The following is a 25,552-nucleotide window of genomic DNA, read 5'->3' as shown; positions in this document are numbered from 1 at the left end:
AGGGTTTAAGCTTGGGACTGAATGCCCCCGTACAAGGTTTGATATAAGCCTTCTTGCTCAACGAGCTCACCATGGGTTCCTGTTTGTGTCACTTTCCCATCTTCAAGCACATAGATCAAATCTGCTTGTTTTACTGCCGATAGACGGTGCGCGACGATTAAGGTTGTTCGACCACGTAGGAATTCTGTTAGCGCTTTATGTAGTGCAGCTTCTGTTGCAGTATCGAGCGCAGACGTGGCTTCATCTAAAATAACAAATTGAGGATTGCTTAACACCATACGTGCAATCGCTAGGCGTTGGCGTTGTCCGCCGGACAAACGAATCCCGTTGCGGCCAATTTGCGTATCCAAACCGTGGTTAAGTTGAGAAATCACATCTTGTAATTGAGCAACTTCGAGCGCTCTCCACAAGGACATTTCATCAAAGTGACCACCGAGCGTCAGATTATGCCTCAAGGTGTCGTTAAATAGTATAGGTTGCTGTAATACCACGGCAATTTTGTCGCGGATCACTTCAAAACCAATATCTTCTGTTAACTCATCATTAAAACGAATGCTACCTGCGTTCTGTCGGTAAACACCAATTAGCAGTTGAATCAGTGTTGATTTACCACCGCCGCTCGCGCCCACTAACGCAACTTTTTTGCCCGCTGGAATATGTAACGACAGGTCATCCAACACTTTGTTCTCATTATTATATGAGAAATCCACATGCTCGATTTTTACATCGACTTCGCGTGTTTCGTTGAAAGGATTCACCTTCGAGACAGGTCTATCTTCTTCTTCCAACTCTAGAAGGTCGTTAATACGTTTCAATGCAGCTTTTGCGCTATACCAAGAGAATTGTATTCCAAGAAGCTCTTGAACAGGGGACAACATAAACCATAGATAACCAAATACAGCGAAAATTTGGCCAATTGTTAGGTCACTAAACATCACCATTAACATGGCAACCGCACGGAATAATTCAAAACCGATTAAGAAGAGCAAGAAAGAAACTCGACCAGCCGCTTCTGATTGCCAGGCGTATTTGTCAGCATCGACGCGGACTTGATTGGCGCTCTCTTTTAGCTGCTGAAGAAATTCGCGCTCTTTATTGGCAGCGCGCAGCTGGTAAATACCATCCAACGTTTCTACCAGTCGGTTTTGGAAAATTTCGAACGAGTGGTTTTCTTTACGCTTGAGATGCTTGACCATACTGCCAAGTTTGCGAGAGAAATAAATGACAATAGGGTTTACGAGTAGAATAAATAAGCCCAGACGCCAATCTAGCCAAAGCAGAACGATAGCGGTGCCTATTACGGTCAAAAAGCTGATAACAAACTTTGCGAGTGTCGAACCAACAAATTGATCGATGGTTTCTATATCAGTAATAAGGTGGGCGTTAATTCCTCCACTGCCTTTGGTTTCGTACTGACGAATACTGATTCGACCCAATTTGTCGATCATTTTACTGCGCATCTCAAACGTAATGGTTTTCGATACCAGTGTGAATTGACGACTTTGAACAATGTTCAACGCTTGGCTGGCTGCGCGCATGAGCACAACTAAAAAAAGCGTGAAAAAGATATATCCAGTTGGGGTATGCCACGCTTCAGGAAGCACAGCGTTCATGGCAGAAAGACCAGAGGCAGGTTTGTCCAATAGCACTTCATCAACCATTAATGGCATAAGAAGAGGGATTGGAACACTAATCAAGGTCGCCACAATAGCAATCAAGTTCGCTAAAATCAGCTTGGACTTGTGCTTTTTAACTTGTGTTATCAACCAAGAACGGCTAATAGTGTCATTTTTCGGAATCATTGTAATTGAGAATAAGTCCTATTTTAAAGTAGGTCAGCATTTTAGCGCCATACGAAGAGAATGGAAGCTTTAATAATAAGTAGGAAGTTAATATGAACATAGAACAATACCAACGACTCACCAAACAAGCAGTAGCCCTAATTGAATCTGAGCCAGACTTTATCGCTAACTTGGCGAACCTAAGCTCTTTACTATTTATGGAGCTTGAAGACCTCAACTGGGCAGGCTTCTACCTAATAAAAGGGGATGAGCTTGTATTAGGCCCATTCCAAGGTAAACCAGCTTGCGTTCGTATCCCAATGGGACGAGGCGTTTGTGGTACAGCCGCAAAAACAAATACTACTCAAAGAGTATACGATGTTCACGAATTTGAAGGTCATATTGCATGTGATGCTGCGAGTAATTCTGAAATTGTGATTCCGTTTTCAATCAATGGAAAAGTTGCTGGCGTATTGGATATCGATAGCCCAAGTATCGGTCGATTCAATGAAACAGACGAGGAAGGTCTCACTCATTTTATGTCAGAAGTAGAAAAGCTGCTTAATTCACACGCGAACGACGCATAAATTAGCCCACGAGTGTGGTTTTTCCTTGGCATGTCACTATAATACGAGAATATTTTTCTTAATGCTTCGCGGAAATCCGCTCAAATCAGGAACCCTCATGACTGAAAAGTTAAAAAACAGCAAAGAAGTTATCGCATATATTGCTGAATGTTTCCCTAAGTGCTTTACTTTAGAAGGTGAAGCAAAACCTCTGAAAATTGGTATTTTTCAAGATCTTGCGGAACGTCTAAATGAAGACGAAAAAGTAAGCAAAACTCAGCTTCGTGCAGCGTTAAGACAGTACACTTCATCATGGCGTTACCTACACGGTGTAAAACCAGGTGCGGTACGTGTTGACCTAGATGGCAACCCTTGTGGTGAACTAGAAGAAGAACACGTAGAACACGCTAAAGCGACACTTGCAGAAAGCAAAGCGAAAGTTCAAGCTCGTCGTAAAGAACAAGCACAGAAAGCTCGTGAAGAGGGTAAGGCGAAAGCAAAACCAGCGGCTAATAAAAAGCCTCAACAGCCTCGCCGTACTAACAAACCAAAAGTACAAAAACCAACTAAGCCTGTAGAAACGCGCGCTCTAAATGCTGATGAAATCACAGTAGGCAATGCAGTAAACGTGAACATGGGCAAAGGAAACATGGCAGCGACCATTGTTGAGATCAATAAGGATGATGTACGTGTTCAACTTGCTAACGGCCTACAAATGGTTGTAAAAGCGGAGCACTTGCGCGCATAAGGGAGATACTCCTACGCATGAATTGCCGTTCAAAAGTGACCCTGATTGCTGCTAGCTTATGGCTAGCAGCATCAGCTCAGGCTCTCGAAGCCAAACTACATAAAGATGACTTGCCGGTTCTCGCTCCTGAAGTTCAGCACGAAACAGCCAGCAAACGAGTCACCTCTCGATTTACCCGCTCTCATTATAAGCATTTCAATCTAAACGATGATTTCTCTAAAGCGATCTTTGAACGCTATGTAGAAATGCTTGATTACAATAGAAATATTTTCACTCAAGCGGATATCGATTCCTTCAAAGATTGGTCAATTGAACTTGATGATCAGCTTAAAGCTGGTAACAACAAGATTGCTTTTGATGTTTACAATCTTTCTATGCAAAAACGTTTTGAACGTTTCGCCTACGCGATGACTTTGCTCGACAAAGAAATCAAGTTTGATAACGCAGACGAGATTGAACTAGATCGTTCAGAAGCCGCATGGCCAAAGGATGAAGCTGAGCTTAATGAGTTGTGGCGCAAACGCGTGAAATATGACGCTTTGAATCTAAAACTGACGGGCAAAGAATGGCCTGAAATTAAAGAAGTTTTAGAGAAGCGTTATAACAACGCGATGAAGCGTATCACACAGACCAACAATGAAGACGCGTTTCAGCTTTATATGAACGCCTTCGCAAGACAGGTCGATCCTCATACTAGTTACCTTTCTCCTCGTAACGCCGAGCAATTCCAATCAGAAATGAACCTGTCTCTTGAAGGGATTGGTGCCGTTTTGCAAATGACAGATGACTACACTGTTATTCGTTCATTGGTAGTTGGTGGCCCTGCGTCTAAGAGTAAGCAACTTGGTGAAGGGGACCGTATCATTGGTGTTGGTCAAGACGGTGAAGAAATTGTCGATGTGATTGGCTGGCGTCTGGATGATGTAGTTCAATTAATCAAAGGTCCTAAAGGAACACAGGTTAATCTACAAATCTTGCCAGAAGGTAATGACGCAAAGAGTTACATTGTCACAATTGTGCGCGACAAAGTTCGTTTAGAAGACCGAGCGGTTAAGTCTGAGATCATTGAGAAAGACGGCAAAAAGATTGGTGTTCTTGAAGTACCAAGCTTTTACGTCGGTCTTTCACAAGACACAGACAAGCTACTTACTGACCTAAAAGCGAAGAATGTTGACGGTATCATCGTTGATTTACGTAACAACGGTGGTGGTGCTCTTACTGAAGCAACAGCACTTACTGGTCTCTTCATTAAAGAAGGCCCAGTCGTACAAGTGCGCGACAGCTATGGCCGCATCAAAGTTAATGCTGATACCGACGGACTGGTAAGTTACGATGGTCCTTTGACGGTATTAATCAACCGCTACAGTGCATCGGCATCTGAAATTTTCGCAGCTGCAATGCAAGACTACAACCGCGCCGTCATTCTTGGCGAAAACTCGTTTGGTAAAGGTACGGTTCAGCAGCACCGTTCATTGAATCATATCTACGATCTTTTCGATAAAGAGCTTGGCTATGTTCAATATACGATTCAAAAGTTCTACCGCATCGATGGCGGCAGTACTCAGAACCGTGGTGTAGCGCCAGACATTGCGTACCCAACACCAATTGATCCGAGTGAAACCGGTGAAAGTGTTGAAGACAATGCTCTGCCTTGGGATAGCATCGATAAGGCGACTTATCAGACATTTCCAGATAACGACAAGTTGATTGCAAACTTGACAGAACTTCACAATAAGCGAATCGCTGATGAGATGGAATTCCGCTTCATTAACGAAGACATTGAGAAGTATCGTAAAGAAAAAGACGACAACATGTTGTCTCTAAACGAGAAAGTCCGCAAAGACGAGTCGGATAAAGCAGAAGCATTACGTTTGAAACGTATTAATGAACGTCAAACGGCTTTGGGTAAGAAAACATTCAAATCTTTGGATGATGTGCCTAAAGACTACGAAGCACCTGATGTTTATTTAGATGAATCTGTTGCGATTATGGTTGATATGCTTAAAGCACCAAAACAGTCATAAGCACTGGCAATTCAGTACAAAAAGGGCGAGTCCTAAGGGTTCGCTCTTTTTTTATGCCTTTTAACCTGCAAAGTTGACGGCACAAAGTCGGTTGTGCGCTTATTTTACTGCAATAATTTACGTGATATAGATCAAATATTTCGCGAAATAGAGCACCAATGCCTAAGCTAAAAGAAAACGATAAGGATGCCGATATGAAATGGTTCTTTATTTTGCTTAGCTTTTGCTGCTTAAGCGTATTCGCTGGAGAAAACACAAAGGAAGACGATCTTAGTCACTTTGATACGCCGTTTCTGATTGGGGATTGGTATTTAATGAATCCGAGGCCTGACGAATCGGCTGAAAACTTCCGAGCGATCAAACTTTCTTTAGGCTCTGATTACACATTCTCCATAGATATTCAGAAAAAAGATTATTCTGTCGATCACTGGGAAGGTATGTATAACGCCAATGAAGACACAATTGTTCTTGGATTGAATACCGATGAGCCCCAAATTTACGCTTACCGAAACAATCACAATACCTTGGATTTAAACGGTGTCACTTTTACTAAAGGGTTATCGAACGCTCTAGCCGGTATTTGGTCAAGCTCTCATGTCTCTGGCGATGGATTGATGGCAAATAACATTAACCACATGGATCTGATTTTGCAGCCTGACTTCGTGTTCTTGTTCCGTGTCTCAAACGAAGCAGGTGAAGAGTCCGTTAAACAAGGCGTGTTTTACACAGAAGACGAGTATTTAGTTCTTTTGTATGAAAACGGCGAGCAGGGCACAACGTACAAACTTAAAGAAAATGAACTCACCATCCAAGATAGTAGTGGTGATATGTATGCTGTACTCAACCGAGTCACACAATGAGTAATTCATATTGTTGATTCTATAAATGAGTATTCATACGGTAAACTTCTAATGTTGAGTAAATGTTAATCAGAAAGCGGAGCTAACCATCAAAAAGCTCCGTTTTTTTATAGAAAGACTTGTATTCTGATACCACAACCCATACAAATAGCTTATATCGTGATACCAGTTAAAGGGTTTGAGACCTGTAAACTGGTATTTTTTAGTTCGACATACAAGGATTTATGGACATGTCTCAAGCTCCCCAGGCAAAATATCGTAAAGATTATCAAGCGCCATCCCACACAATTACTGAGATTGATCTTACGTTTGATCTTTACGACAACGACACCATCGTTACTGCACTATCAAAAGTAGTTCAAAAGGGTGAATCAACGACTCTAGAACTGGATGGTGAAGGGTTAGAGCTTCGTTCAGTTAAGGTGAACGGCGAAGATTGGGCGCATCATGAAGTAAAAGAGGCGTCCCTAGTACTGTCTGACTTACCTGCTGAGTTCGAACTTGAAATCATCACTAAAATTGATCCTGAAGCCAACACCGCACTTGAAGGTCTGTACAAATCTGGTGGTGCATTCTGTACACAGTGTGAAGCAGAAGGCTTCCGCCGCATCACGTATTACTTAGATCGCCCAGACGTACTGGCAAAATACACAACCAAAGTCATTGCAGATAAAGCAACATATCCATACTTGCTCAGCAATGGTAACCGTATTGCACAAGGCGAAGCAGAGAACGGTCGTCATTGGGTGCAATGGCAAGATCCACATCCAAAACCAGCTTATCTATTTGCGCTTGTCGCTGGTGACTTTGATGTTCTTCGCGATAAATACACCACAATGTCTGGTCGCAACGTTGACCTAGAAATCTTTGTCGATAAAGGCAACTTAGACCGAGCGGGTCACGCGATGACATCGCTAATCAACTCAATGAAGTGGGACGAAGAACGCTTTGGTCTAGAATACGACCTCGATATTTACATGATCGTGGCGGTTGATTTCTTCAACATGGGCGCTATGGAGAACAAAGGCCTAAATATCTTTAACTCTAAGTTTGTTCTGGCGAATGACGAAACGGCGACAGACCGAGATTACTTGGGTATTGAAGCTGTGATTGGCCATGAATACTTCCATAACTGGACAGGCAACCGCGTGACTTGCCGTGATTGGTTCCAGCTGAGCCTAAAAGAAGGTTTGACGGTGTTCCGTGATCAAGAGTTTTCTTCTGACTTAGGTTCACGTGCGGTAAATCGAATCGACAACGTGCGCATTATTCGTGGCCCTCAGTTTGCTGAAGATGCAAGCCCAATGTCACACCCAATTCGTCCTGACAAAGTTATTGAAATGAATAACTTTTATACACTGACCGTTTATGAGAAGGGCAGTGAAGTGATTCGTATGTACCACACTTTGCTTGGCGAGGAAGGCTTCCAAAAAGGTATGAAGCTTTACTTTGAGCGTCACGACGGTACAGCGGCAACATGTGAAGACTTCGTTTCTGCAATGGAAGATGCAACGGGCGTTGACCTTAAGCAATTCCGTCTATGGTATAGCCAATCTGGTACACCAACACTTCGTGTAAACAGCGAATACAACGCTGAAGCCAAAACTTACGCGCTAACAGTTGAGCAATTTACTGAAGCAACGCAAGACCAAGCAGAAAAACAAGCACTGCACATTCCATTCGATATCGAGCTTTATGATTCGAAAGGTCAGGTTATCCCACTGATCATTAACGGCGAATCAGTTCACAATGTTTTGGACATCAAGCAAGATAAACAAACATTTGTGTTCGAGAATGTCGTAGAGCAACCAGTGCCTTCATTGTTACGCGAGTTCTCTGCGCCAGTTAAATTGGAATACGATTACAGCGACGCAGAACTGATCTTCCTAATGAAGCACGCAACCAACGATTTTGCTCGTTGGGATGCAAGTCAAATGCTATTAGCGAAGTACATTCGACAAAATGTCACCAATGTCCAAACGGGCAGTGAGGTTCAACTTTCAGAAGATCTTATCGATGCATTCCGCGGCGTATTATTGGATGAAAACTTAGAGCCTGCATTTATCGCTCAAGTCTTCTCATTGCCATCTATCAATGAAATCACAGGCTGGTACAAACAGATTGATGTAGATGCAGTTGATACGGTTTTAAATAGCATTACAGTGTCACTTTCTGCCGCATTGGAAGACGAACTAAGTGCCACTTACCACACGCTAAAACAAGCCGAATACACCATCGACCATGCAGCAATCGGCAAACGTGCGTTGCGTAATCAATGTCTTCAGTTCTTAGCTCATACAGACAAAGGTAACACGTTAGTTAAAGCGCAGTATGAAGCTGCCAATAACATGACCGATACCATTGCAGCTATGAGTGCAGCGAATAATGCTCAACTGGAATGTCGTGAAGAGCTGATGGCTGATTACAGCGATAAGTGGAAACATGACGGTTTAGTTATGGATAAATGGTTTGCACTGCAGGGGACTAACCCAGCAGAAGATGCACTTGAAAAAGTGAAAGCAACCATGAATCACGAAGCGTTCAGCTTGAAGAACCCGAACCGTACGCGCAGCTTAATTGGCTCGTTCTTGGCAGCAAACCCAGTTCGTTTCCACGACAAATCGGGTTCTGGTTACCAATTTGCCGGTGAAATTCTTCGTCAGTTGAACGACTCCAACCCTCAAGTTGCATCTCGCATGATTGATCCTCTGCTGAAGTTCCGTAAATACGATGAAGCTCGCCAAGCAATGATTCGTGCAGAACTTGAAAAACTAAAAGCAATGGATAACCTTGCCAAAGACCTGTTTGAAAAAGTGACTAAAGCACTAGACGAATAGTCGTCAAAATAATAGGGTGGTCGCAATGACCACCCTAATTGTATCTACTACAACGTTTCTAGTTCATGAAGCACTATTACTTTACGCTGAATATTCCTTATCAAACATTTCTGTCCCATTACTCGGGCGCCGCAAGTTCCGTTCAAGTCATAACAAACAACGGCTTAAGGCTACAACTTCCTGCAGCCAAATTTAGACCATTTCTTAGCCAATTAGGGGTGAGAGGGCAATTTAGGCTAACAACTGACCAAAATAACAAGTTTCTAAAGTTAGAAACTCTGTGATGCTTTGTATTTGCAGAGAGTTAAATAGGAATCTTAGTCACAGAATCAGACATTTCACCTCCTACCACAGCGAATAGTTGTTAAACATTTGTAATTATGCTTTTACAATGAGTGCATGCATTACCTATGCTTAGTTTCTAGGGTAACAACCCTGTTACTAAGTCCCCCTACAAAACAACAATTCTAATGTGGAGTGTGAATATGACCGCGCGTGAAAATGTAGTGCCGGTTCTGCTTGAAAAGGTTTACCAACTGATTCAAGACAAACTCGAGCTTTCTCACCAAACGCTTGTAACTAAACTTGCTCAACACTTATTTAGTAACATTGCTGATGATGACTTGATTCAGCGAAACGAATCCGACCTCTATGGTGCTGTTGTCAGCCTCTGGCACCACATAAACGAAAAAAAACCAGAAGATATCTCGGTCCGCGTGTTTAACCCGACCGTAAGTCGTCAAGGCTGGCAATCCACACACACAATCGTAGAAGTTGTTGTTCCAGATAGTCCATTCTTAGTGGATTCAATCAAGATGGCGCTAGCGCGCTTAGATCTTGTTTGCCATTTAATGCTCAATAATCCAACTCAGCTAGAGCGTGATAAAAAAGGCCAAGTAACAGAAGTGAACGGTGAGGGTGGTGTTCTTCAATCACTATTCCACATCGAAGTTGACCGCCTAACAAGTAAAGAAGAGATGCAAGCTCTTAAAGAGGAGTTACTGAACATCCTGTCTGATACACGTCTAGTCGTAAATGACTGGCAGCCAATGGTCGACAAACTCAAGATCGTTACAGATGATCTTGAAAAAAACAAAGATCGTGTTTCGATGAAAACCGATCGTTTGGATGAAACCATCGCATTTTTACGTTGGCTTGGTGATCATAATTTTACCTTTATGGGTTACAAAGATTATGACTTAGCGGAAATAAACGGTGATACGGAACTACGACCAGCAAAAGAAAAAGGCCTAGGTCTGTTTGCTGATGAAAAGCGCATTCGCAGCGTTAAGTTGTCTGAGTTGTCTGATTCTGCAAGACTAGAAGCGAAAAAACCTTACGCTTTGATCATTACGAAAGGCAATCAAGCGTCTCGTATCCACCGTCCTGCTTACACTGACTACATCGGCATCAAAAAGTTCGATGAAAATGGCAAAGTAATTGGCGAGCACCGCTTCACTGGTTTGTACACATCCGCGGTATACAACCAAGCTGTTCACAGCATTCCTTTAATTCGAGAAAAAGTAGATCGTATCTTGGAAGCAAGTGGTTACCGCCGCGGCTCATACTCCTACAAAGCTCTGCATAATATTCTTGAAAACTACCCACGTGATGAACTACTACAAGCGAACGAAGAAGATTTGCTTGAAGTCGGCATGGGCGTAGTACAAATGCAAGACCGTGACTTACTACGTTTGTTCGTACGTAAAGACCCGTTCGGTCGTTTCTTCAGCTGCATGGTGTACGTGACGAAAGACCGTTACAACACAGAACTCCGCCGCCAAACTCAACGCATTCTTAAGCAGTATTTTGGTTGTGAACAAGAAGTTGAATTCACGACGTTCTTCTCTGAAAGCCCATTGGCAAGAACGCATTACATTGTTCGTGTAGACAATAACAACATTGATGTAGACGTGAAAAAAATCGAGCAGAATTTAATGGAAGTTTCTACCTCTTGGGACGACAGATTAAAAGAGTCGATCATTGCTAACTTTGGTGAAAGCAAAGGTCTACCACTATCGAAAGAGTACATGAGCGCGTTCCCTCGTTCATACAAAGAAGACATGATGCCTGGTTCTGCTGTTGCAGACATTGAGCGCCTTGAAGCACTGAGTGACGACAACAAACTTGGCATGCTTTTCTACCGTCCGCAGGAAGTTGCAACGGATTCGAAAGCGGTTCGCTTAAAACTTTACCATCGTGACGAGCCAATCCATCTATCAGACGTAATGCCAATGTTGGAAAACTTGGGTCTACGCGTGATTGGTGAATCTCCTTACGAGATCGAGAAAAACAATGGCCAGACATTCTGGATCCTAGATTTCTCAATGCTGCATAAGAGCGAAAAAACCGTTGATCTTCGCGAAGCTCGTGATCGTTTCCAACAAGCATTTGCAGCGATTTGGGCAGGGGATCTAGAAAGTGATGGTTTTAACCGTTTGGTACTGGGTGCTTCGTTATCTGGTCGTGAAATCTCGATTCTACGTGCTTACGCGCGCTACATGCGTCAAGTTGGTTTCCCATTCAGCCAACAATACATTGAAGATACACTAAGCCATTACCCTGATTTAGCTACTGGCTTGGTTAACCTATTTGCTAAACGTTTCGATCCAAAACATAAAGGCAGCGAAAAAGGCCAAAGTGATCTGATTAAGAAGCTGACTGAACAACTGGATCGTGTAGAAAGCCTAGATGATGATCGTATTATTCGTCGTTACATGGATATGATCATGGCAACGCTGCGTACTAACTACTACCAGTTGGACGAAAACAAGCAGTCGAAGCCTTGGCTATCTTTGAAGATGAAACCAAGCGAAATCCCAGAGATTCCTCAGCCAGTTCCTGCTTTTGAGATTTTCGTCTACGCGCCAGACATTGAGGGTGTTCACCTTCGTGGCGGTAAAGTTGCACGTGGTGGCTTACGTTGGTCAGATCGTCAAGAAGATTTCCGTACAGAAATTCTTGGTCTTGTAAAAGCTCAGCAAGTTAAGAACACCGTTATTGTTCCAGTTGGGGCGAAAGGTGGTTTCGTTTGTAAGCGTCAGCCGTCTCTGACCACTCGTGATGAAATCTTTGCAGAAGGTCAACGCTGCTATAAACAGTTCATTCGCGCGTTGCTTGATGTTTCTGACAACATCATTGAAGGCGAGGTGATTCCACCACAAAACGTAATTCGTCACGATGAAGATGACCCATACCTAGTGGTTGCTGCCGACAAAGGCACGGCGACATTCTCTGACTTGGCGAACTCAGTCTCAGCAGAATACAACTTCTGGCTTGGCGATGCGTTTGCTTCAGGTGGTTCAAACGGTTACGACCACAAAGCAATGGGTATCACTGCAAAAGGTGGTTGGGAATCAGTTAAACGTCATTTCCGTGAAATGGGCATCAACTGTCAAACGACTGACTTTACCGCAATCGGTGTAGGCGATATGGCTGGTGATGTGTTTGGTAACGGTATGCTGCTATCTAAGCACATTCGTTTACAAGCTGCGTTTAACCACATGCACATCTTTATTGATCCAAACCCAGATTCAGCCACCAGCTGGGAAGAGCGTAACCGCTTGTTTAATCTTCCAAGATCAAGTTGGGAAGATTACAACGCCGAGTTGATCTCGCAAGGTGGTGGCGTGTTCTCACGTCGTGCAAAATCGATCCAACTAACGCCTGAAATCCAAAAAATGTTGGGCACCAAGAAGGCATCCGTAGCACCAAACGATCTGATTAAGATGATCCTAAAAATGAAAGTGGATCTACTTTGGAACGGTGGTATCGGTACTTACGTTAAAGCTTCGACTGAAACGCATACAGACGTTGGCGACCGAGCAAATGACCAGCTTCGTGTTGATGGTCGTGAGCTGCGTGCAAAAGTGGTTGGTGAAGGTGGTAACTTAGGTATGACTCAGCTTGGTCGTATCGAGTACGCACTAAACGGTGGTCGAGTTAACACCGACTTTGTTGACAATGTTGGCGGTGTAGACTGCTCGGATAACGAAGTAAACATTAAGATCTTCTTGAACGGACTGGTTTCAAATGGCGATCTTACCGTTAAACAACGCAACCAAATTCTTGAATCTATGGAAGAAGAGGTCGGTGAAATCGTTCTGGATGATGCATACCGTCAATCTGAGTCCATTTCAGTGACAGAGCAACAAGGCGTTGGCATCGTTAAAGAACAGATTCGTTTCATCCACACAATGGAAAAAGCAGGGTACTTGGACCGTGCACTTGAGTACATTCCTGATGATGAAACGTTGCTGGAACGCGAAAAACAGGGCCTAGGTCTTACTCGTCCTGAGCTATCGGTACTTGTCGCTTACGGCAAAATGGTTCTGAAACAGCAGCTCGTGACGGATGACATTGCAAATGATGAATTCCATGCGAAACAACTGGTTGAGTACTTCCCAAGTGAGTTACGCCGTAACTATAAAGATCAAATGGTTAACCATCCGCTACGTGCAGAAATTATCGCGACTGCGCTAGCAAACCAAATGGTTAACGAAATGGGCTGTAATTTCGTCACTCGTCTTCAAGAAGAGACGGGCGCAAGTGTTGTTGATATTGCCAATGCTTACAGTGCAGCTCGTGAAATATTTGATCTTGCTGAAATTCTTAAGCAAACTCGCGCGTTAGACAACGTTGCAACGGCAGATGCACAGTACGAGATCATGTTCTACGTACGCCGCGCACTACGTCGTATTGCTCGTTGGTTACTGCGTAATCGCAGCGGTAAATCTACCGTTGGTGAGTTGATTGCAATCTACAAACAAGATGTGAATGTTATTGCTGAAACTCTTGATAGCATGCTGGTTGAATCTGAAGTGGAAGAGCACAATGAGTTGGCTCAAACATGGATGGAGCGTGGGGTAGAAGAAAAACTCGCCCATCAAGTAGCACGTCTATCGAGCCTTCAATCGGCACTGGATATTTCATCGGTTGCAAGTGAAACTGGCAAAACAGTTGAACAAGCATCGAAGCTATACTTCAACCTTGGCGATCGCTTGTCGTTGCACTGGTTCTTGAAACAAATCAATAGCCAAGCTGTCGACAACAACTGGCAAGCTCTAGCTCGCGCGGCATTCCGAGAAGACCTAGATTGGCAACAACGTCAGTTGACAGCGCAAGTTCTCAACTGTGCGTGTGCAAGCGAAGATCTTGATGTAATGCAAGCGCTCGAAGAGTGGATGGAAGCAAACGAACAATCACTTCATCGTTGGGAAAGCATCCTTAATGAGTTCAAAGTCGGTTCTGTACATGAATTTGCCAAATTCTCGGTAGCTCTTCGTGAACTGGTACTGCTTAATTTAAATTGCTCTTCAAACGAGTAGGTGAGTTAACTTATTAGAAAAAGCCTCGTAAATGCGAGGCTTTTTTGTATCCGCAATCACCAATTCCGTGACATTGTAACTGGATTTTAAAACTTAACTTCTGTTGAAATCGATTGCTTTTCCATTAGATACTGGATATTTCAATGCGGCAAAAAATCTCTAATTCTTTGTTTTTATGAAAAAACTTCTAACTCAATATGCAATTTTACTTAATTCGTTCATTTTCATTGAATTACAATAAAAAACAGTAAATAATATTGACCCGTTTACACGGGGCTTTTTTCTTTCGGAGGCACAATGCTTTACCGTCTAGCCAGAACTGGCTTTTTCCAACTTGATGCCGAAAAGGCACATGATCTTGCAATCAAGAACTTCCAACGCTTTAACGGCACACCACTCGATCTTTTCTATCGTCAGCAATTACCTAACCGTCCAGTAGAATGCATGGGGTTAACATTCCGTAACCCAGTGGGTCTTGCTGCTGGTTTGGATAAAAACGGGGAATGTATTGAAGCATTCGATGCGATGGGATTTGGCTTTGTTGAAGTTGGCACAGTGACTCCTCGTCCTCAGCCAGGTAATGACAAACCGCGTTTGTTCCGCTTGGTTGAAGCCGAAGGCATCATCAACCGAATGGGCTTTAACAACTTAGGTGTGGATCATCTGGTTGAGAATGTGAAAAAAGCAAAGTTCAACTGTGTTCTTGGTATCAACATTGGTAAAAACAAAGATACACCAATCGAGAACGGGGCAGAGGACTACTTGATTTGTATGGAGAAAGTGTACGAATACGCTGGTTACATCGCTGTAAACATTTCTTCTCCAAACACTCCGGGACTTCGCTCTCTACAATACGGTGAAGCACTCGACGAGTTACTATCAGAGCTTAAAGCGAAACAATCAGAGCTTGCAGAAAAACACGGCAAGTACGTTCCACTAGCACTTAAGATTGCCCCTGATTTGAGCGATGATGAAATCACTCAGATTTGTGAATCACTACTGAAAAACAATATCGATGGTGTTATTGCAACAAACACTACACTGGATCGAACAGTAGTTGAAGGTATGAAACACGCAAATGAAGCGGGTGGTTTAAGCGGTCGTCCGGTGCAATCTCGTTCAACAGAAGTTGTTCGCAAATTGCACGAAGCATTGGGTGACAAACTTCCTATCATCGGTGTTGGCGGCATTGACTCTTATGTTGCTGCAAAAGAGAAAATGATGGCAGGCGCTCAACTCGTACAAGTTTATACTGGCTTTATCTACCATGGTCCTGGCCTAGTACGCGATATTGTTAAAAATCTGTAGCACTCATCAAATAAATCGCTGAGAATTCAACGCTTATTTCAGAAAAAAGAGGAACTCGTTTCCTCTTTTTTTTTGTCCGTTCGTTTGTAAAATTTAGAAAATCATGAGTAGGTAATTAAGCGTCTTACCTCTTTACCATTGATTCACTAGTCAAGAGAGAACGGAATAATGCTTAAACCCAGCGACAAATGGAATTGGTATTTTGACGAGCACAAAGCTTGCTTAATGCTGGATCTGGGGGAGGAAATGATTTTCCAAACCAATCTATCCCGTAAGCTGTTGGTCAACTGTGCCTTCTCAAAAAACGAATTTACAGTCGACGATGCTAGTGCGTTTCAAACGTTTAATGAACGCATTCGCTGTCTCGATATCAATGAGTACCGTCAGGCCGAGCTAACACTTTACTGTGTAGCTGCGAAACGCTTCCATAAACCAGTCCAGCCTAAGAGTTGGTTCTTCGATGCTCAATCAACAGGGCACGAACCAGAAGAAGGGGACATGGTATTTCTATCTAACCGCTATTCTGAAGGGGTTTTCATCGTTTTAGAACCTGGCGAAGCTTCAAGCTTATGCGCGTATGTCGGTCAAGAAGAGTTCATTCTGGATGGCCATAAAACGCTGCAGTTTGGACAACCAATAAAAGTTATGCACGACAGAATGGTTTGTGCGAATCATTTATTTGTCATGGCTCCAATGGCTATGGTGGGTTAAACCTCTTTAAGTTTTCTTTATTTCGTTCCTTTGTTTGCCTTAATCGACCGCCTCAGGTCGATTTTTTTTATCCTTCTCCTTTCAAATACCTTTATTAATCGGCTGAAATCACTGCGTTGTTAAGCACATAACTATGAAGCTGGTCACTTTTATTCCACTTTTTTAATCTTAGCGATCACTAATATTAGGCAACTTATCGCCTAACATTCCCCCATTTCTTCCCCAATACATGCAATTGGTAAGTAAATTACAACATAATTTTACTATTGGTATATACCAATTTTAAGGTAAATAAGTATTCACTTCTTCTTTAAGGCAAGGTTTTTGGTTAGCTAAAAGAATGGGAAAAGAAATGCTCAGCTCGAAATGTAGGAAGTTTCAGATCAAGTGATTGGTGATTGTTTGCTCTGGTGAAACTAAAAACGCCTTTAAAAACGAGGCATTGATCGTAAAGTCAGGTATAATTAAGGCCATTTTTTATTAACGAAAGAACACTATGAATCAATATCTCGCGGTAACTTCAAACGGCATGGAAAACCTGCTTGTTGAAGAACTGACTAAACTAGGCATTGAAAACGCGAAACCAGTACAGGCGGGCGTAAAATTTAAAGCCACGAATGAGCAAATCTATCGTTGTTGTTTGTGGAGCCGCTTGGCATCACGATTTGTACGTGTTTTATCTGAATTCACTTGTAACGACGACATGGATCTATACCTATCTACTTCGTCAATTAACTGGGTGAATCAATTCCACAGTTCTAAGCGTTTCGTTGTGGACTTTAACGGTACCAACCGCGAGATCCGCAACAGTCAGTACGGCGCGATGAAAGTAAAAGATGGCATCGTTGATTGCTTTGAGAAGAAAGGCTTACCTCGACCAAACATCAGCAAAGAACGTCCTGATATTCGCGTTCATGTTCGCCTTCACAAAGATAAAGCTATCTTAGGTGTTGATATGGTAGGCAGTGGCCTTCATCAACGTGGCTACCGTCCGGAATCTGGCCGTGCACCACTTCGTGAAACATTAGCAGCGGCGATCATTATGCGTTGTGGTTGGGACGGTTATCAGCCACTTCTCGATCCAATGTGTGGTTCTGGTACGTTACTGATTGAAGCGGCAATGATGGCTGCAAATATGGCTCCTGGTGTAAAACGAAAGCAATGGTGCTTTGAATCACTTGAAGACTTTGAGCCAGATACATGGGCTGAAATCAAATCAGAAGCAAACGTTCAGGCTAGACGCGGCGTCAAGAAAGTTGACGCTAAGTTTTTTGGCTTCGATAACGACCCGAAAGTTCTGAAAGTTGCACAAGAGAACGCTCGCAGAGCAGGGGTTGAAGAACTGATTGAGTTTGCTCAAGGCGATGCGGCAACTATTACGCGACCTTCAGGTTTTGAAAATGGTGTGATTGTATCTAACCCACCTTACGGCGAACGTTTGGGTACAGAGCCAGGTCTGATTGCGCTTTACACCGCGTTTGGTGGCCAATTGAAAGCAGAATTTGGTGGCTGCAAAGCGTCTATCTTCTCTAGTTCAGATGAGTTGCTGAGCTGTCTTCGCATGCGCGCAGATAAGCAATTCAAATTAAATAATGGTGCGTTACCGTGTCACCAAAAAAACTACAGCATCGCAGAGCGTAGTGCCGATGAAGTAAAAGGTGCAGATACCAATACTCAAATTGCTCCTGATTTTTCAAACCGTTTGAAGAAAAACATTGGCAAAATTGGCAAATGGGCTCGTAAAGAGAAATTAGATTGCTACCGCATCTATGACGCAGACCTTCCTGAATATAACGTAGCGATTGACGTATATGGCGATCAAATCGTGATTCAAGAATACGCAGCACCTAAAAATATCCCTGAAGAGAAAGCGAAACGCCGTTTGACGGATATCATTCGTGCAACGATTCAAGTGACAGGCGTAGAAGCGAACAAAGTTGTCCTTAAAGTTCGTGAAAAGCAGAAAGGTCGCAGCCAATATCAAAAGTTGGGTCAGGTATCTGAAACGTTAGAGGTGAACGAGTACGGCGTGAAGCTGATCGTGAATTTGCACGACTATCTTGATACGGGACTATTCCTAGATCATAAGATCACACGTCGTCGCTTAGGCGAAATGGCTCAAGGCAAAGATTTCTTGAACCTATTTGCTTACACAGGTAGTGCAACAGTACACGCGGCAGTTGGCGGAGCTCGTTCAACAACGACAGTAGACATGTCAAACACTTACCTGAACTGGGCAAAAGACAATATGCAGTTGAATGGTTGTATTGGACGCCAACATCGCTTTGAGCAAGCTGATTGTCTGCAGTGGCTTGAAAATGCAAAAGGCGAATACGACCTTATCTTTATTGATCCACCGACGTTTTCAAACTCAAAACGTATGGAAACGTCATTCGACGTGCAACGTGACCATATCAAGCTAATGACTAACTTGAAACGTTTGTTACGAGCAGGCGGTACGATTGTGTTCTCGAACAATAAACGTCACTTTAAGATGGATGAAGAAGGGTTGGCTGAGCTAGGACTAAAAGCTCAGAATATTTCATCGCAAACTTTGCCTTTGGATTTTTCTCGAAACAAACACATCCATAACTGCTGGTTAGTGACACACGCAGAGTAAAGAAACGATGGAGTATAAGGACGTATAAGTGCTGACATTGTATAGCACAGAGGGGTGCCATCTTTGTGAGATGGCATTTGCTCTAGTAAGCCAGGTCGGCCTGGCGGAACAAACAGATATTATCGATATCGCATTCGATGATGAACTGTTTTCTCGTTACGGTGTAACGGTTCCCGTATTAAAATATCAAGATTCTGAGTTGAACTGGCCGTTCGATTTAGATGAACTCAAAAATTGGTTGGAAAATAATGGCATTACTTACCATTCATAACGCGCAACTTGCTTTCGGTGATCATCCGCTATTAGACCGCGCAGAGTTTGCTTTGCAGGAAAATGAGCGTGTTTGTTTAGTAGGGCGAAACGGTGCCGGTAAGTCAACGTTGATGAAAGTACTTGCTGGCGACATCTTACTGGACGACGGCAAAATTCAAATAACACAAGACGTTATTGTTTCTCGTTTGGAGCAAGATCCACCGCGCAACCAAGAAGGTACTGTTTATGAGTATGTCTCTGGTGGCTTAGCGGAAATTGGCGAACAGCTTAAGATCTACCATGATCTTCTTGATCTTGTTGCGCAAGACCCAAGCGAAAAGAACATCAACCGCTTAGCAAAAATTCAAGAGCAATTGGATCATTCAAATGCGTGGCGTTTTGATGACCGAGTTAAAAACGTACTTAGTGCCCTAAAGTTAAGTCCAGACACCTTACTTCGTGACTTATCTGGCGGCTGGCAACGCAAGGCGGCATTAGCTCGCGCTCTAGTTTGTGACCCTGATGTATTACTACTTGACGAACCAACCAACCATTTGGACGTCACAACCATTGAATGGCTAGAGAACTTCCTGAAAGATTTCAAAGGTTCGATTATCTTCATTTCCCACGACCGCGCATTCATTAAATCTATGGCGACACGTATTGTCGACTTAGACCGCGGGCAACTTTCCTCTTTCCCTGGTGATTACGACAATTACTTGCTTGAGAAAGAAGAGATGCTTCGTGTTGAAGAGATGCAAAACGCTGAGTTCGACAAGAAACTGGCTCAAGAAGAAGTGTGGATTCGCCAAGGTATTAAAGCGCGCCGTACTCGTAATGAAGGACGAGTGCGTGCACTTAAGAAACTTCGTGAAGAGCGTCGCGACCGCAGAGAAGTGCAGGGTAAAGTTAATCTCAATATCGATGATGCTTCACGCTCAGGCAAAATCGTCTTTGAAGCAGAGAATGTGTCTTTTGCTTACGACGGTAAGCAAATTGTTGATAACTTCAGCTTCAACATCATGCGCGGCGATCGTATTGCCCTTATTGGTCCAAATGGCTGTGGTAAAAGTACCGTACTGAAGTTATTACTAGGGCAACTCGAAGCTCAATCGGGTCGCTTACATTGCGGTACCAAGCTTGAAGTCGCTTACTTCGATCAATACCGTGAGATCCTCGATCCTGAGAAAACTGTTATCGACAACTTAGCGGACGGTAAGCAGGAAGTAATGGTAGGTGGTCGTCAGCGTCACGCTTTAAGCTATCTTCAAGATTTTCTGTTTGCACCAAAGCGTGCCCGCACTCCAGTTAAAGCCTTATCTGGTGGTGAAAAAAACCGATTGTTGCTCGCTCGTATCTTACTGAAACCTAATAACTTACTTATTCTTGATGAGCCAACCAACGATTTGGATATAGAAACGTTGGAACTTTTAGAAGAAATGCTTGCCAATTATCAGGGTACGTTGCTGTTAGTAAGTCACGACCGTGAATTTGTTGATAATACAGTAACGACTAGCTGGATTTTTGAAGGTGACGGTGTAATCGAAGAGTTCGTGGGTGGTTATCATGATGCGAAGCAGCAACGTGATCAAGCACTTGCAGTTCGTTTTTCGACGGAAAAACCAGCGAAAAAAGAGAAAGTGGTTGAGGAAACTCCCAAAACAACTCAACCTAAGAACAACTCTAAGAAGTTATCGTATAAGCTGCAAAGAGAATTAGAAGCTCTTCCAGCTAAGCTAGAACAGTTAGAATCGGATATTGAAACTCTGCAAGAACAAGTGAATGACCCTGAGTTTTTCGCTAAGCCAGTAGAGCAGACTCAACCGGTATTGGAACAACTTGCTGCTTTAGAGCAGGAGTTAGAAATCGCATTCGAGAGATGGGAAGAACTCGAAGCAATGCAACAGGATAGTTAAGAATTCAATGAATTGTAGTAACAAATTCAAGTTAACCGCTGTCGCTTTGATGGTGGGTACCGCAATGAACGCAAACGCAGCATTGTATCAAGTCATCGAAGTATCGCCAGAAGTGAACGGCGATGTTGTTGATTATCAAACCGCTTATGGTGTTGCCATTCAACAGGGTGATGTAATCGATGCGTCAACAGACTCTCCATTTGCCCTAGGTTGCTTTGATGCGACGGCAAACTGCACTCCAGAGCAATTTAAGCTTGCTGTTGAAACACGTACGACACCAATATCTGCAAGCCAAGAAGTTGATGGTAATAGCTACCGCGAAGAAATCCCTTTTGCGATGGATGCTGGGTTTTACTACATCCAAGAGTATAAGGACTTTGAGCGCTACTGTTTTAACCAACTTCGCTATTCTACCTGTGAATCATGGGCTTCAGTAAACTGGACTCCATGGAGTAAAGAGCTAAGTAGAGATTTCACCCCAAATGCTAAAGCATTTGTCGAAAATGACAGTAGCGCGTACGTAAACGAATACAACAATATCATCAATAGCCTAACTGCTGACGGTAAGGCGGTCGGTAACCAGAGTATCAAAGAAGACTCATCTTCTCTAAAAACTCGCAATACCATCGTAGCTCCCGTTCTTCCAAATATTGTTACTGCAGATGGCGAAGCGAGTGTAGTAGAAAGCCACGCATGGAATACGGATGGTGTGTTTACGGTTGGAAGCGTATCCAGAACTGCAAGTAATACTAATGGCACTCACCATACCTCTAAAGCCGCTATTTGGGATCAAACTAAAGTTATCAGTGAAGTTCCTTGGCAAAGTGGGACGTCAAAAGACGGCGAAAGACTTGCTCAAGGGAGCATGCGTGATCTCGTAGTAGATGGTACGACAGTGTATGGCGTTGGTTACAACACATATGCCAATGACAATTATCTAAACGCGACCGTATTTGTTGGCAAGTTAGAATCGGAAACCTCCATTGCCAACGTCACCTGGGAAAGCAAAGTGGTTGCAGGAGCGAGACAAAAAGAGGGCGATGAAACAGTTCACCTCAACTCTAGACTTACTGATGTAAACTCAAACTTCGTAGCTATCGGTGAAGCAAAACGTTCCGGTGGATACTTGATGCCAACGGGTTCTGCGCCAAATCGTTTGTTTATTGTTGATGATGTTCGCTCTGCATCTCTCAGTGCTATTTACCCAACGACGGGCATCTTCTTCAACGGTGCGGGCGGTAAAATGGGTGGTATAAACGCTTACAACGAAATTGTGGGTCAGTTAGATGTGGAATCTACCCGTGAAGATGATGGCAAACCTCGTCGTAAGCGTGGATTTATCTATCCATATGCTCAAGGTGGAACAGTTAGTGAGCGTGCTAAAGAAATCTTCGATGGCAAAGCGTGGTTCCTCGACGATCTTACCAACGGTGCAAACGATCAGAGCGCAAGCGCTAGAGATATTTCTGACAGCAACAACGAGTTCCGTATCATTAATGCTTCAGATATCAACGATGCCGGCGTTATCTCAGCGACAGCAATGAAGTGCGCAGGCGGTTACGACACAACGGCTCACAACTCTTTCTGTAGTAGCGGTGAAGAGAAAATCGTTGCAGTCAAGCTTAAGCCGATTCCAGGTGCAACTAAAGCTAATATTCAACCACGAAGTGTTGAAGAAGCAGCAGCGGAACGTCAAGGCGCAGGCCTTGGTTGGTTAGCTTTGACCATGCTTGGTTTGTTTGGGTTCCGTAGAAAATAGTCAGTAATTTTTAATTCAAGCAGAGGCTCACAGAATTGAGCCTCTGCTTTTTTTATGCCTTGAGAAATCGCGCAATTTGATCGATTCTTATAAGTGGAGTCATAAAAACTCCATTAAAGTTTCACAATAACAGCTGTACGTTAGTAAATGGACCTGTATGAGGAATTAACTATGAAGAGACAAAAGCGTGATCGCCTAGAACGAGCTCAATCTCAAGGCTATAAAGCTGGGTTGAATGGAAGGTCTCAAGAGGCTTGCCCGTATCAACAAGTAGACGCTCGGTCGTATTGGTTAGGTGGTTGGCGTGATGCCAGAGATGAAAAACAATCTGGTCTCTATAAATAACTCTCCACATACAACAGAAGGATTCGAAAGGGCTCTTAGAGAGCCTTTTCTCGTAATTACCAAGCATAAAAAGCCCCAGATAGGGGCTTTAAAAATTTATAGAGAAGGGGAACTAGAAGCTCGAAGTATCTTGGAACAAGCCAACTTTAAGATCCTTCGCAACATAAATTTCTTTGCCGTCAACGCATACGCGGCCATCTGCTAACCCCATCACTAGTTTACGGTTCACAACGCGCTTCATATGAATTTCGTACGTTACTTTCTTAGCAGTTGGCAGAATTTGGCCAGTAAACTTCACTTCACCAACGCCAAGAGCTCGACCTTTGCCTTTGCCGCCGACCCAACCTAAGAAGAAGCCTACTAACTGCCACATGGCATCTAGACCGAGACAGCCTGGCATTACTGGGTCACCAGGGAAGTGACAATCGAAGAACCAAAGATCTGGAGTAATATCCAACTCTGCAAGAATTAAACCTTTACCAAAATCACCTTCTGTTTCAGACATTTTAGTAACTCGGTCCATCATTAGCATGTTTGGTGCAGGAAGCTGTGGGTAACCCGGACCAAAAAGCTCGCCTTGGCTAGAAGCAAGAAGATCATCACGGTTGTAAGAATCACGTTTGTTTTGCATTATCAATTACTCCAATTTTTGACAGATGCATGTTAGTGAACACGTGTACGCTAAACAACTCCGATCAGTACTAGACAAACCAGTTTTTGATGCGCTGCACAATTCCTTCTGGATGCTCATGTCTTTCAAAATTTTCAATACGTTCGGCGATCTTGCCGATGACGCTATCATCTTCGCCTCTGAATGGTTTGCCCATTAGAATTGGTATTGCTTCATCAACGGTAGAAACAGACCAAATATGGAACTCACCATTCTTAATGCTTTCTATGACATCTTTATGTAAAGCAAGGTGCTTCAAGTTCGATTTAGGCATAATAACGCCTTGATGACCAGTGAAGCCTTGGTGTTTACAAACTTGATAGAAACCTTCGATCTTCTCATTTAAACCGCCTACCGCTTGTACTCGACCAAATTGGTCCACCGCGCCAGTCACCGCGATTTGTTGATTAACCGGTGATTCAGAGAGTGCACTTACCAAACAGCATAACTCTGCCAATGAAGCACTATCACCATCAACTTCACTATAGGATTGCTCGAAAACAATAGACGCAGAGTAAGGCAGTGGCTCATCCAAATTCAAAGCAGAGCTTAGAAATGCTTGCATGATCATCATGCCTTTCGCATGAAGATTGCCTCCAAGTTCAGCTTTGCGCTCAACATCGGAAATGTCACCATCTCCAAAGTGAATAACACATGAAATTCGCGCTGGCTCGCCATAAGAGACAGGATGCCCGGCCATATCAATAACCGTGAGTCCGTTAATTTGGCCGACTTGTTCGCCAGTAGTCTCAATGATGACCTGACCATCAAGAATGTCATAAACTGCACGTTGAGGAAGGTAAGACTCTCGATAATATTTATCGTCGATGGCTTTATCTATCGCCACATAATCAATGATATTTTGATCGCTAAACTGAGCAGCTAAGCTAAGTAGTTGGCAATGCCACATCACACCTAAAGGCAAATAATGTTGGTCCTCAGTTAAACGCATGCCTGCTAATAGTAACCGTTGAAAAGCACCTTCATCCAACGATGGGAAACCGTACTCCGAACAAATCCAATTCACCAAACCTACATACAACTCTAAGTTACTTGCAGATAAGTGGATATCTTCTTCAACTTCGGTATACATCGTTAGGCCGGTTGAAAAATCTTCGTCAACATACTCAAGGTCGGCCAATTGATTACGATCGCCAGTAACAATAATCTTAACGTCAAATTCTTTTTCATCGGCCGTTAAAATAGGTAGTCGAGTAGGGCTTACATTCAAGGGTTTTACTGGCTTTCCTTGAATGGCAGACTTAATGCTCGGCCAATATCCGTGATTCGCCAAAATGAGGTTCGCTGGTAAAATCAAATACCCGCCGTTAGCCTTGGAAAGTAATCCAGCTTCAACTACAGCATCGCCTTTTAAATCAACACTGTAGCGATCAAACAAGAGCTTTGCGTCCAAAGACTCTGTCACTATTGCGGGCTCTGAACCATCAGTGACCACGTCACAAATAAACTTACGATAAACCGTATTATCTGCACAGTTTATTACCAATACTCGAGTCAAGCCCTTGATTTTCTTAAATCGTTCAACAGTAGCGAGGAGTCTTGGTTGAAGTTCTACGAACTTCTTCTTAGGTAGAGAGGAGGCAGATTTTAAAATGTCGTCGTACTGTTCGAACGAAGGAGTCACGTCTTTCCAATTAAGTTGATTCATTTAATTTCATCATTATTCAATATTGCGGTCATTATAACGAAAGGGCTCTGAACTCCCTAGCGCCAATTGGTGTAGTTGTAAATGCAAATAACTCATTGAGTATCATTTGGACAAATGAGTGATCAACATCGATACTTCAAAGAGTTTTCATTGATGAAT

The 25,552-nt window shown here is 43.2% G+C and carries 17 protein-coding genes; 14 read left to right on the top strand and 3 right to left on the bottom strand.

Features of this window, described 5'->3' with window-relative positions:
• Window positions 1-5: 5 nt before the first annotated feature.
• Window positions 6-1,802 carry an ABC transporter ATP-binding protein gene (locus UF05_RS23035; RefSeq protein ID WP_005480797.1) on the bottom strand — a complete coding sequence of 599 codons (1,797 nt, stop codon included), beginning with the start codon at window positions 1,800-1,802 and terminating at the stop codon, window positions 6-8.
• A 92-nt stretch (window positions 1,803-1,894) separates the two neighbouring features.
• Between UF05_RS23035 and UF05_RS23030 the strand changes: the two genes are divergently transcribed.
• From UF05_RS23030 to rmf, 14 genes are all read left to right on the top strand, one after another.
• The gene (locus tag UF05_RS23030) at window positions 1,895-2,368 is read left to right on the top strand and encodes a GAF domain-containing protein (protein WP_021453850.1); all 474 of its coding nucleotides are present in this window, start codon (window positions 1,895-1,897) and stop codon (window positions 2,366-2,368) included.
• A 97-nt stretch (window positions 2,369-2,465) separates the two neighbouring features.
• Window positions 2,466-3,095 (top strand): RNA chaperone ProQ, encoded by a 630-nt coding sequence (proQ, locus tag UF05_RS23025; RefSeq protein WP_005458274.1) that lies wholly within the window; start codon window positions 2,466-2,468, stop codon window positions 3,093-3,095.
• Between the two features lie 17 nt (window positions 3,096-3,112).
• Window positions 3,113-5,119: a carboxy terminal-processing peptidase gene (gene prc, locus UF05_RS23020; RefSeq protein ID WP_031813762.1), complete on the top strand. Its 2,007-nt coding sequence runs from the start codon at window positions 3,113-3,115 to the stop codon at window positions 5,117-5,119.
• Between the two features lie 194 nt (window positions 5,120-5,313).
• Entirely contained in the window at window positions 5,314-5,979 is a 666-nt protein-coding gene (locus tag UF05_RS23015) for a hypothetical protein (RefSeq protein WP_021448557.1), read from the top strand.
• A 230-nt stretch (window positions 5,980-6,209) separates the two neighbouring features.
• Window positions 6,210-8,816, top strand: a complete 2,607-nt coding sequence (gene pepN, locus UF05_RS23010) for an aminopeptidase N (protein ID WP_045545173.1) — start codon at window positions 6,210-6,212, stop codon at window positions 8,814-8,816.
• 65 nt (window positions 8,817-8,881) lie between these two features.
• Window positions 8,882-9,100 (top strand): DUF2835 domain-containing protein, encoded by a 219-nt coding sequence (locus UF05_RS25325; RefSeq protein WP_074546339.1) that lies wholly within the window; start codon window positions 8,882-8,884, stop codon window positions 9,098-9,100.
• A 201-nt stretch (window positions 9,101-9,301) separates the two neighbouring features.
• On the top strand, window positions 9,302-14,143 hold the full coding sequence (locus UF05_RS23005; protein ID WP_029842721.1) for an NAD-glutamate dehydrogenase: 4,842 nt from the start codon (window positions 9,302-9,304) through the stop codon (window positions 14,141-14,143).
• A gap of 297 nt (window positions 14,144-14,440) precedes the next feature.
• Window positions 14,441-15,451 (top strand): quinone-dependent dihydroorotate dehydrogenase, encoded by a 1,011-nt coding sequence (gene pyrD, locus UF05_RS23000; protein WP_005458264.1) that lies wholly within the window; start codon window positions 14,441-14,443, stop codon window positions 15,449-15,451.
• 168 nt (window positions 15,452-15,619) lie between these two features.
• Window positions 15,620-16,162, top strand: coding sequence for a cell division protein ZapC (locus tag UF05_RS22995; RefSeq protein ID WP_005494967.1), 543 nt, complete (start codon window positions 15,620-15,622; stop codon window positions 16,160-16,162).
• Between the two features lie 496 nt (window positions 16,163-16,658).
• Window positions 16,659-18,782, top strand: coding sequence for a bifunctional 23S rRNA (guanine(2069)-N(7))-methyltransferase RlmK/23S rRNA (guanine(2445)-N(2))-methyltransferase RlmL (gene rlmKL / locus UF05_RS22990; RefSeq protein ID WP_045545172.1), 2,124 nt, complete (start codon window positions 16,659-16,661; stop codon window positions 18,780-18,782).
• 28 nt (window positions 18,783-18,810) lie between these two features.
• The gene (locus tag UF05_RS22985; protein WP_031810402.1) at window positions 18,811-19,053 is read left to right on the top strand and encodes a glutaredoxin family protein; all 243 of its coding nucleotides are present in this window, start codon (window positions 18,811-18,813) and stop codon (window positions 19,051-19,053) included.
• Window positions 19,031-20,950 (top strand): ABC transporter ATP-binding protein, encoded by a 1,920-nt coding sequence (locus tag UF05_RS22980; RefSeq protein WP_025631095.1) that lies wholly within the window; start codon window positions 19,031-19,033, stop codon window positions 20,948-20,950. The genes UF05_RS22985 and UF05_RS22980 overlap by 23 nt, the downstream gene beginning before the upstream one ends.
• Before the next feature lie 7 nt (window positions 20,951-20,957).
• On the top strand, window positions 20,958-22,709 hold the full coding sequence (locus UF05_RS22975) for a DUF3466 family protein (protein ID WP_045545171.1): 1,752 nt from the start codon (window positions 20,958-20,960) through the stop codon (window positions 22,707-22,709).
• Window positions 22,710-22,880: 171 nt separating this feature from the next.
• Window positions 22,881-23,054 (top strand): ribosome modulation factor, encoded by a 174-nt coding sequence (gene rmf, locus UF05_RS22970; protein ID WP_005494976.1) that lies wholly within the window; start codon window positions 22,881-22,883, stop codon window positions 23,052-23,054.
• 112 nt (window positions 23,055-23,166) lie between these two features.
• On the opposite strand, the gene fabA is transcribed toward rmf, so the two are convergent.
• The gene (gene fabA / locus UF05_RS22965) at window positions 23,167-23,685 is read right to left on the bottom strand and encodes a bifunctional 3-hydroxydecanoyl-ACP dehydratase/trans-2-decenoyl-ACP isomerase (RefSeq protein ID WP_005390081.1); all 519 of its coding nucleotides are present in this window, start codon (window positions 23,683-23,685) and stop codon (window positions 23,167-23,169) included.
• A 70-nt stretch (window positions 23,686-23,755) separates the two neighbouring features.
• A complete protein-coding gene (locus UF05_RS22960; protein WP_045545170.1) occupies window positions 23,756-25,393 on the bottom strand; it encodes an AAA family ATPase in 1,638 nt (545 codons plus the stop codon).
• Window positions 25,394-25,552 lie beyond the last annotated feature (159 nt).

The organism is Vibrio sp. S457-15 (assembly GCF_000960545.1).
Lineage (GTDB): Bacteria > Pseudomonadota > Gammaproteobacteria > Enterobacterales > Vibrionaceae > Vibrio > Vibrio parahaemolyticus.
Note: the sequence above shows the minus strand (reverse complement) of the source record. Positions and strands in the feature narration are given on the sequence as shown.

Bases quoted from the DNA above. Each gene is read 5' to 3' on its own strand.
- UF05_RS22995 (WP_005494967.1), top strand. From the start codon at position 15,620: ATGCTTAAACCCAGCGACAAATGGAATTGGTATTTTGACGAGCACAAA.
- rmf (WP_005494976.1), top strand. From the start codon at position 22,881: ATGAAGAGACAAAAGCGTGATCGCCTAGAACGAGCTCAATCTCAAGGC.
- UF05_RS25325 (WP_074546339.1), top strand. From the start codon at position 8,882: ATGAAGCACTATTACTTTACGCTGAATATTCCTTATCAAACATTTCTG.
- pyrD (WP_005458264.1), top strand. From the start codon at position 14,441: ATGCTTTACCGTCTAGCCAGAACTGGCTTTTTCCAACTTGATGCCGAA.
- prc (WP_031813762.1), top strand. From the start codon at position 3,113: ATGAATTGCCGTTCAAAAGTGACCCTGATTGCTGCTAGCTTATGGCTA.
- UF05_RS23015 (WP_021448557.1), top strand. From the start codon at position 5,314: ATGAAATGGTTCTTTATTTTGCTTAGCTTTTGCTGCTTAAGCGTATTC.
- UF05_RS23005 (WP_029842721.1), top strand. From the start codon at position 9,302: ATGACCGCGCGTGAAAATGTAGTGCCGGTTCTGCTTGAAAAGGTTTAC.
- UF05_RS23035 (WP_005480797.1), bottom strand. From the start codon at position 1,802: ATGATTCCGAAAAATGACACTATTAGCCGTTCTTGGTTGATAACACAA.
- proQ (WP_005458274.1), top strand. From the start codon at position 2,466: ATGACTGAAAAGTTAAAAAACAGCAAAGAAGTTATCGCATATATTGCT.
- UF05_RS22960 (WP_045545170.1), bottom strand. From the start codon at position 25,393: ATGAATCAACTTAATTGGAAAGACGTGACTCCTTCGTTCGAACAGTAC.
- pepN (WP_045545173.1), top strand. From the start codon at position 6,210: ATGTCTCAAGCTCCCCAGGCAAAATATCGTAAAGATTATCAAGCGCCA.
- rlmKL (WP_045545172.1), top strand. From the start codon at position 16,659: ATGAATCAATATCTCGCGGTAACTTCAAACGGCATGGAAAACCTGCTT.
- fabA (WP_005390081.1), bottom strand. From the start codon at position 23,685: ATGCAAAACAAACGTGATTCTTACAACCGTGATGATCTTCTTGCTTCT.
- UF05_RS23030 (WP_021453850.1), top strand. From the start codon at position 1,895: ATGAACATAGAACAATACCAACGACTCACCAAACAAGCAGTAGCCCTA.
- UF05_RS22975 (WP_045545171.1), top strand. From the start codon at position 20,958: ATGAATTGTAGTAACAAATTCAAGTTAACCGCTGTCGCTTTGATGGTG.
- UF05_RS22980 (WP_025631095.1), top strand. From the start codon at position 19,031: ATGGCATTACTTACCATTCATAACGCGCAACTTGCTTTCGGTGATCAT.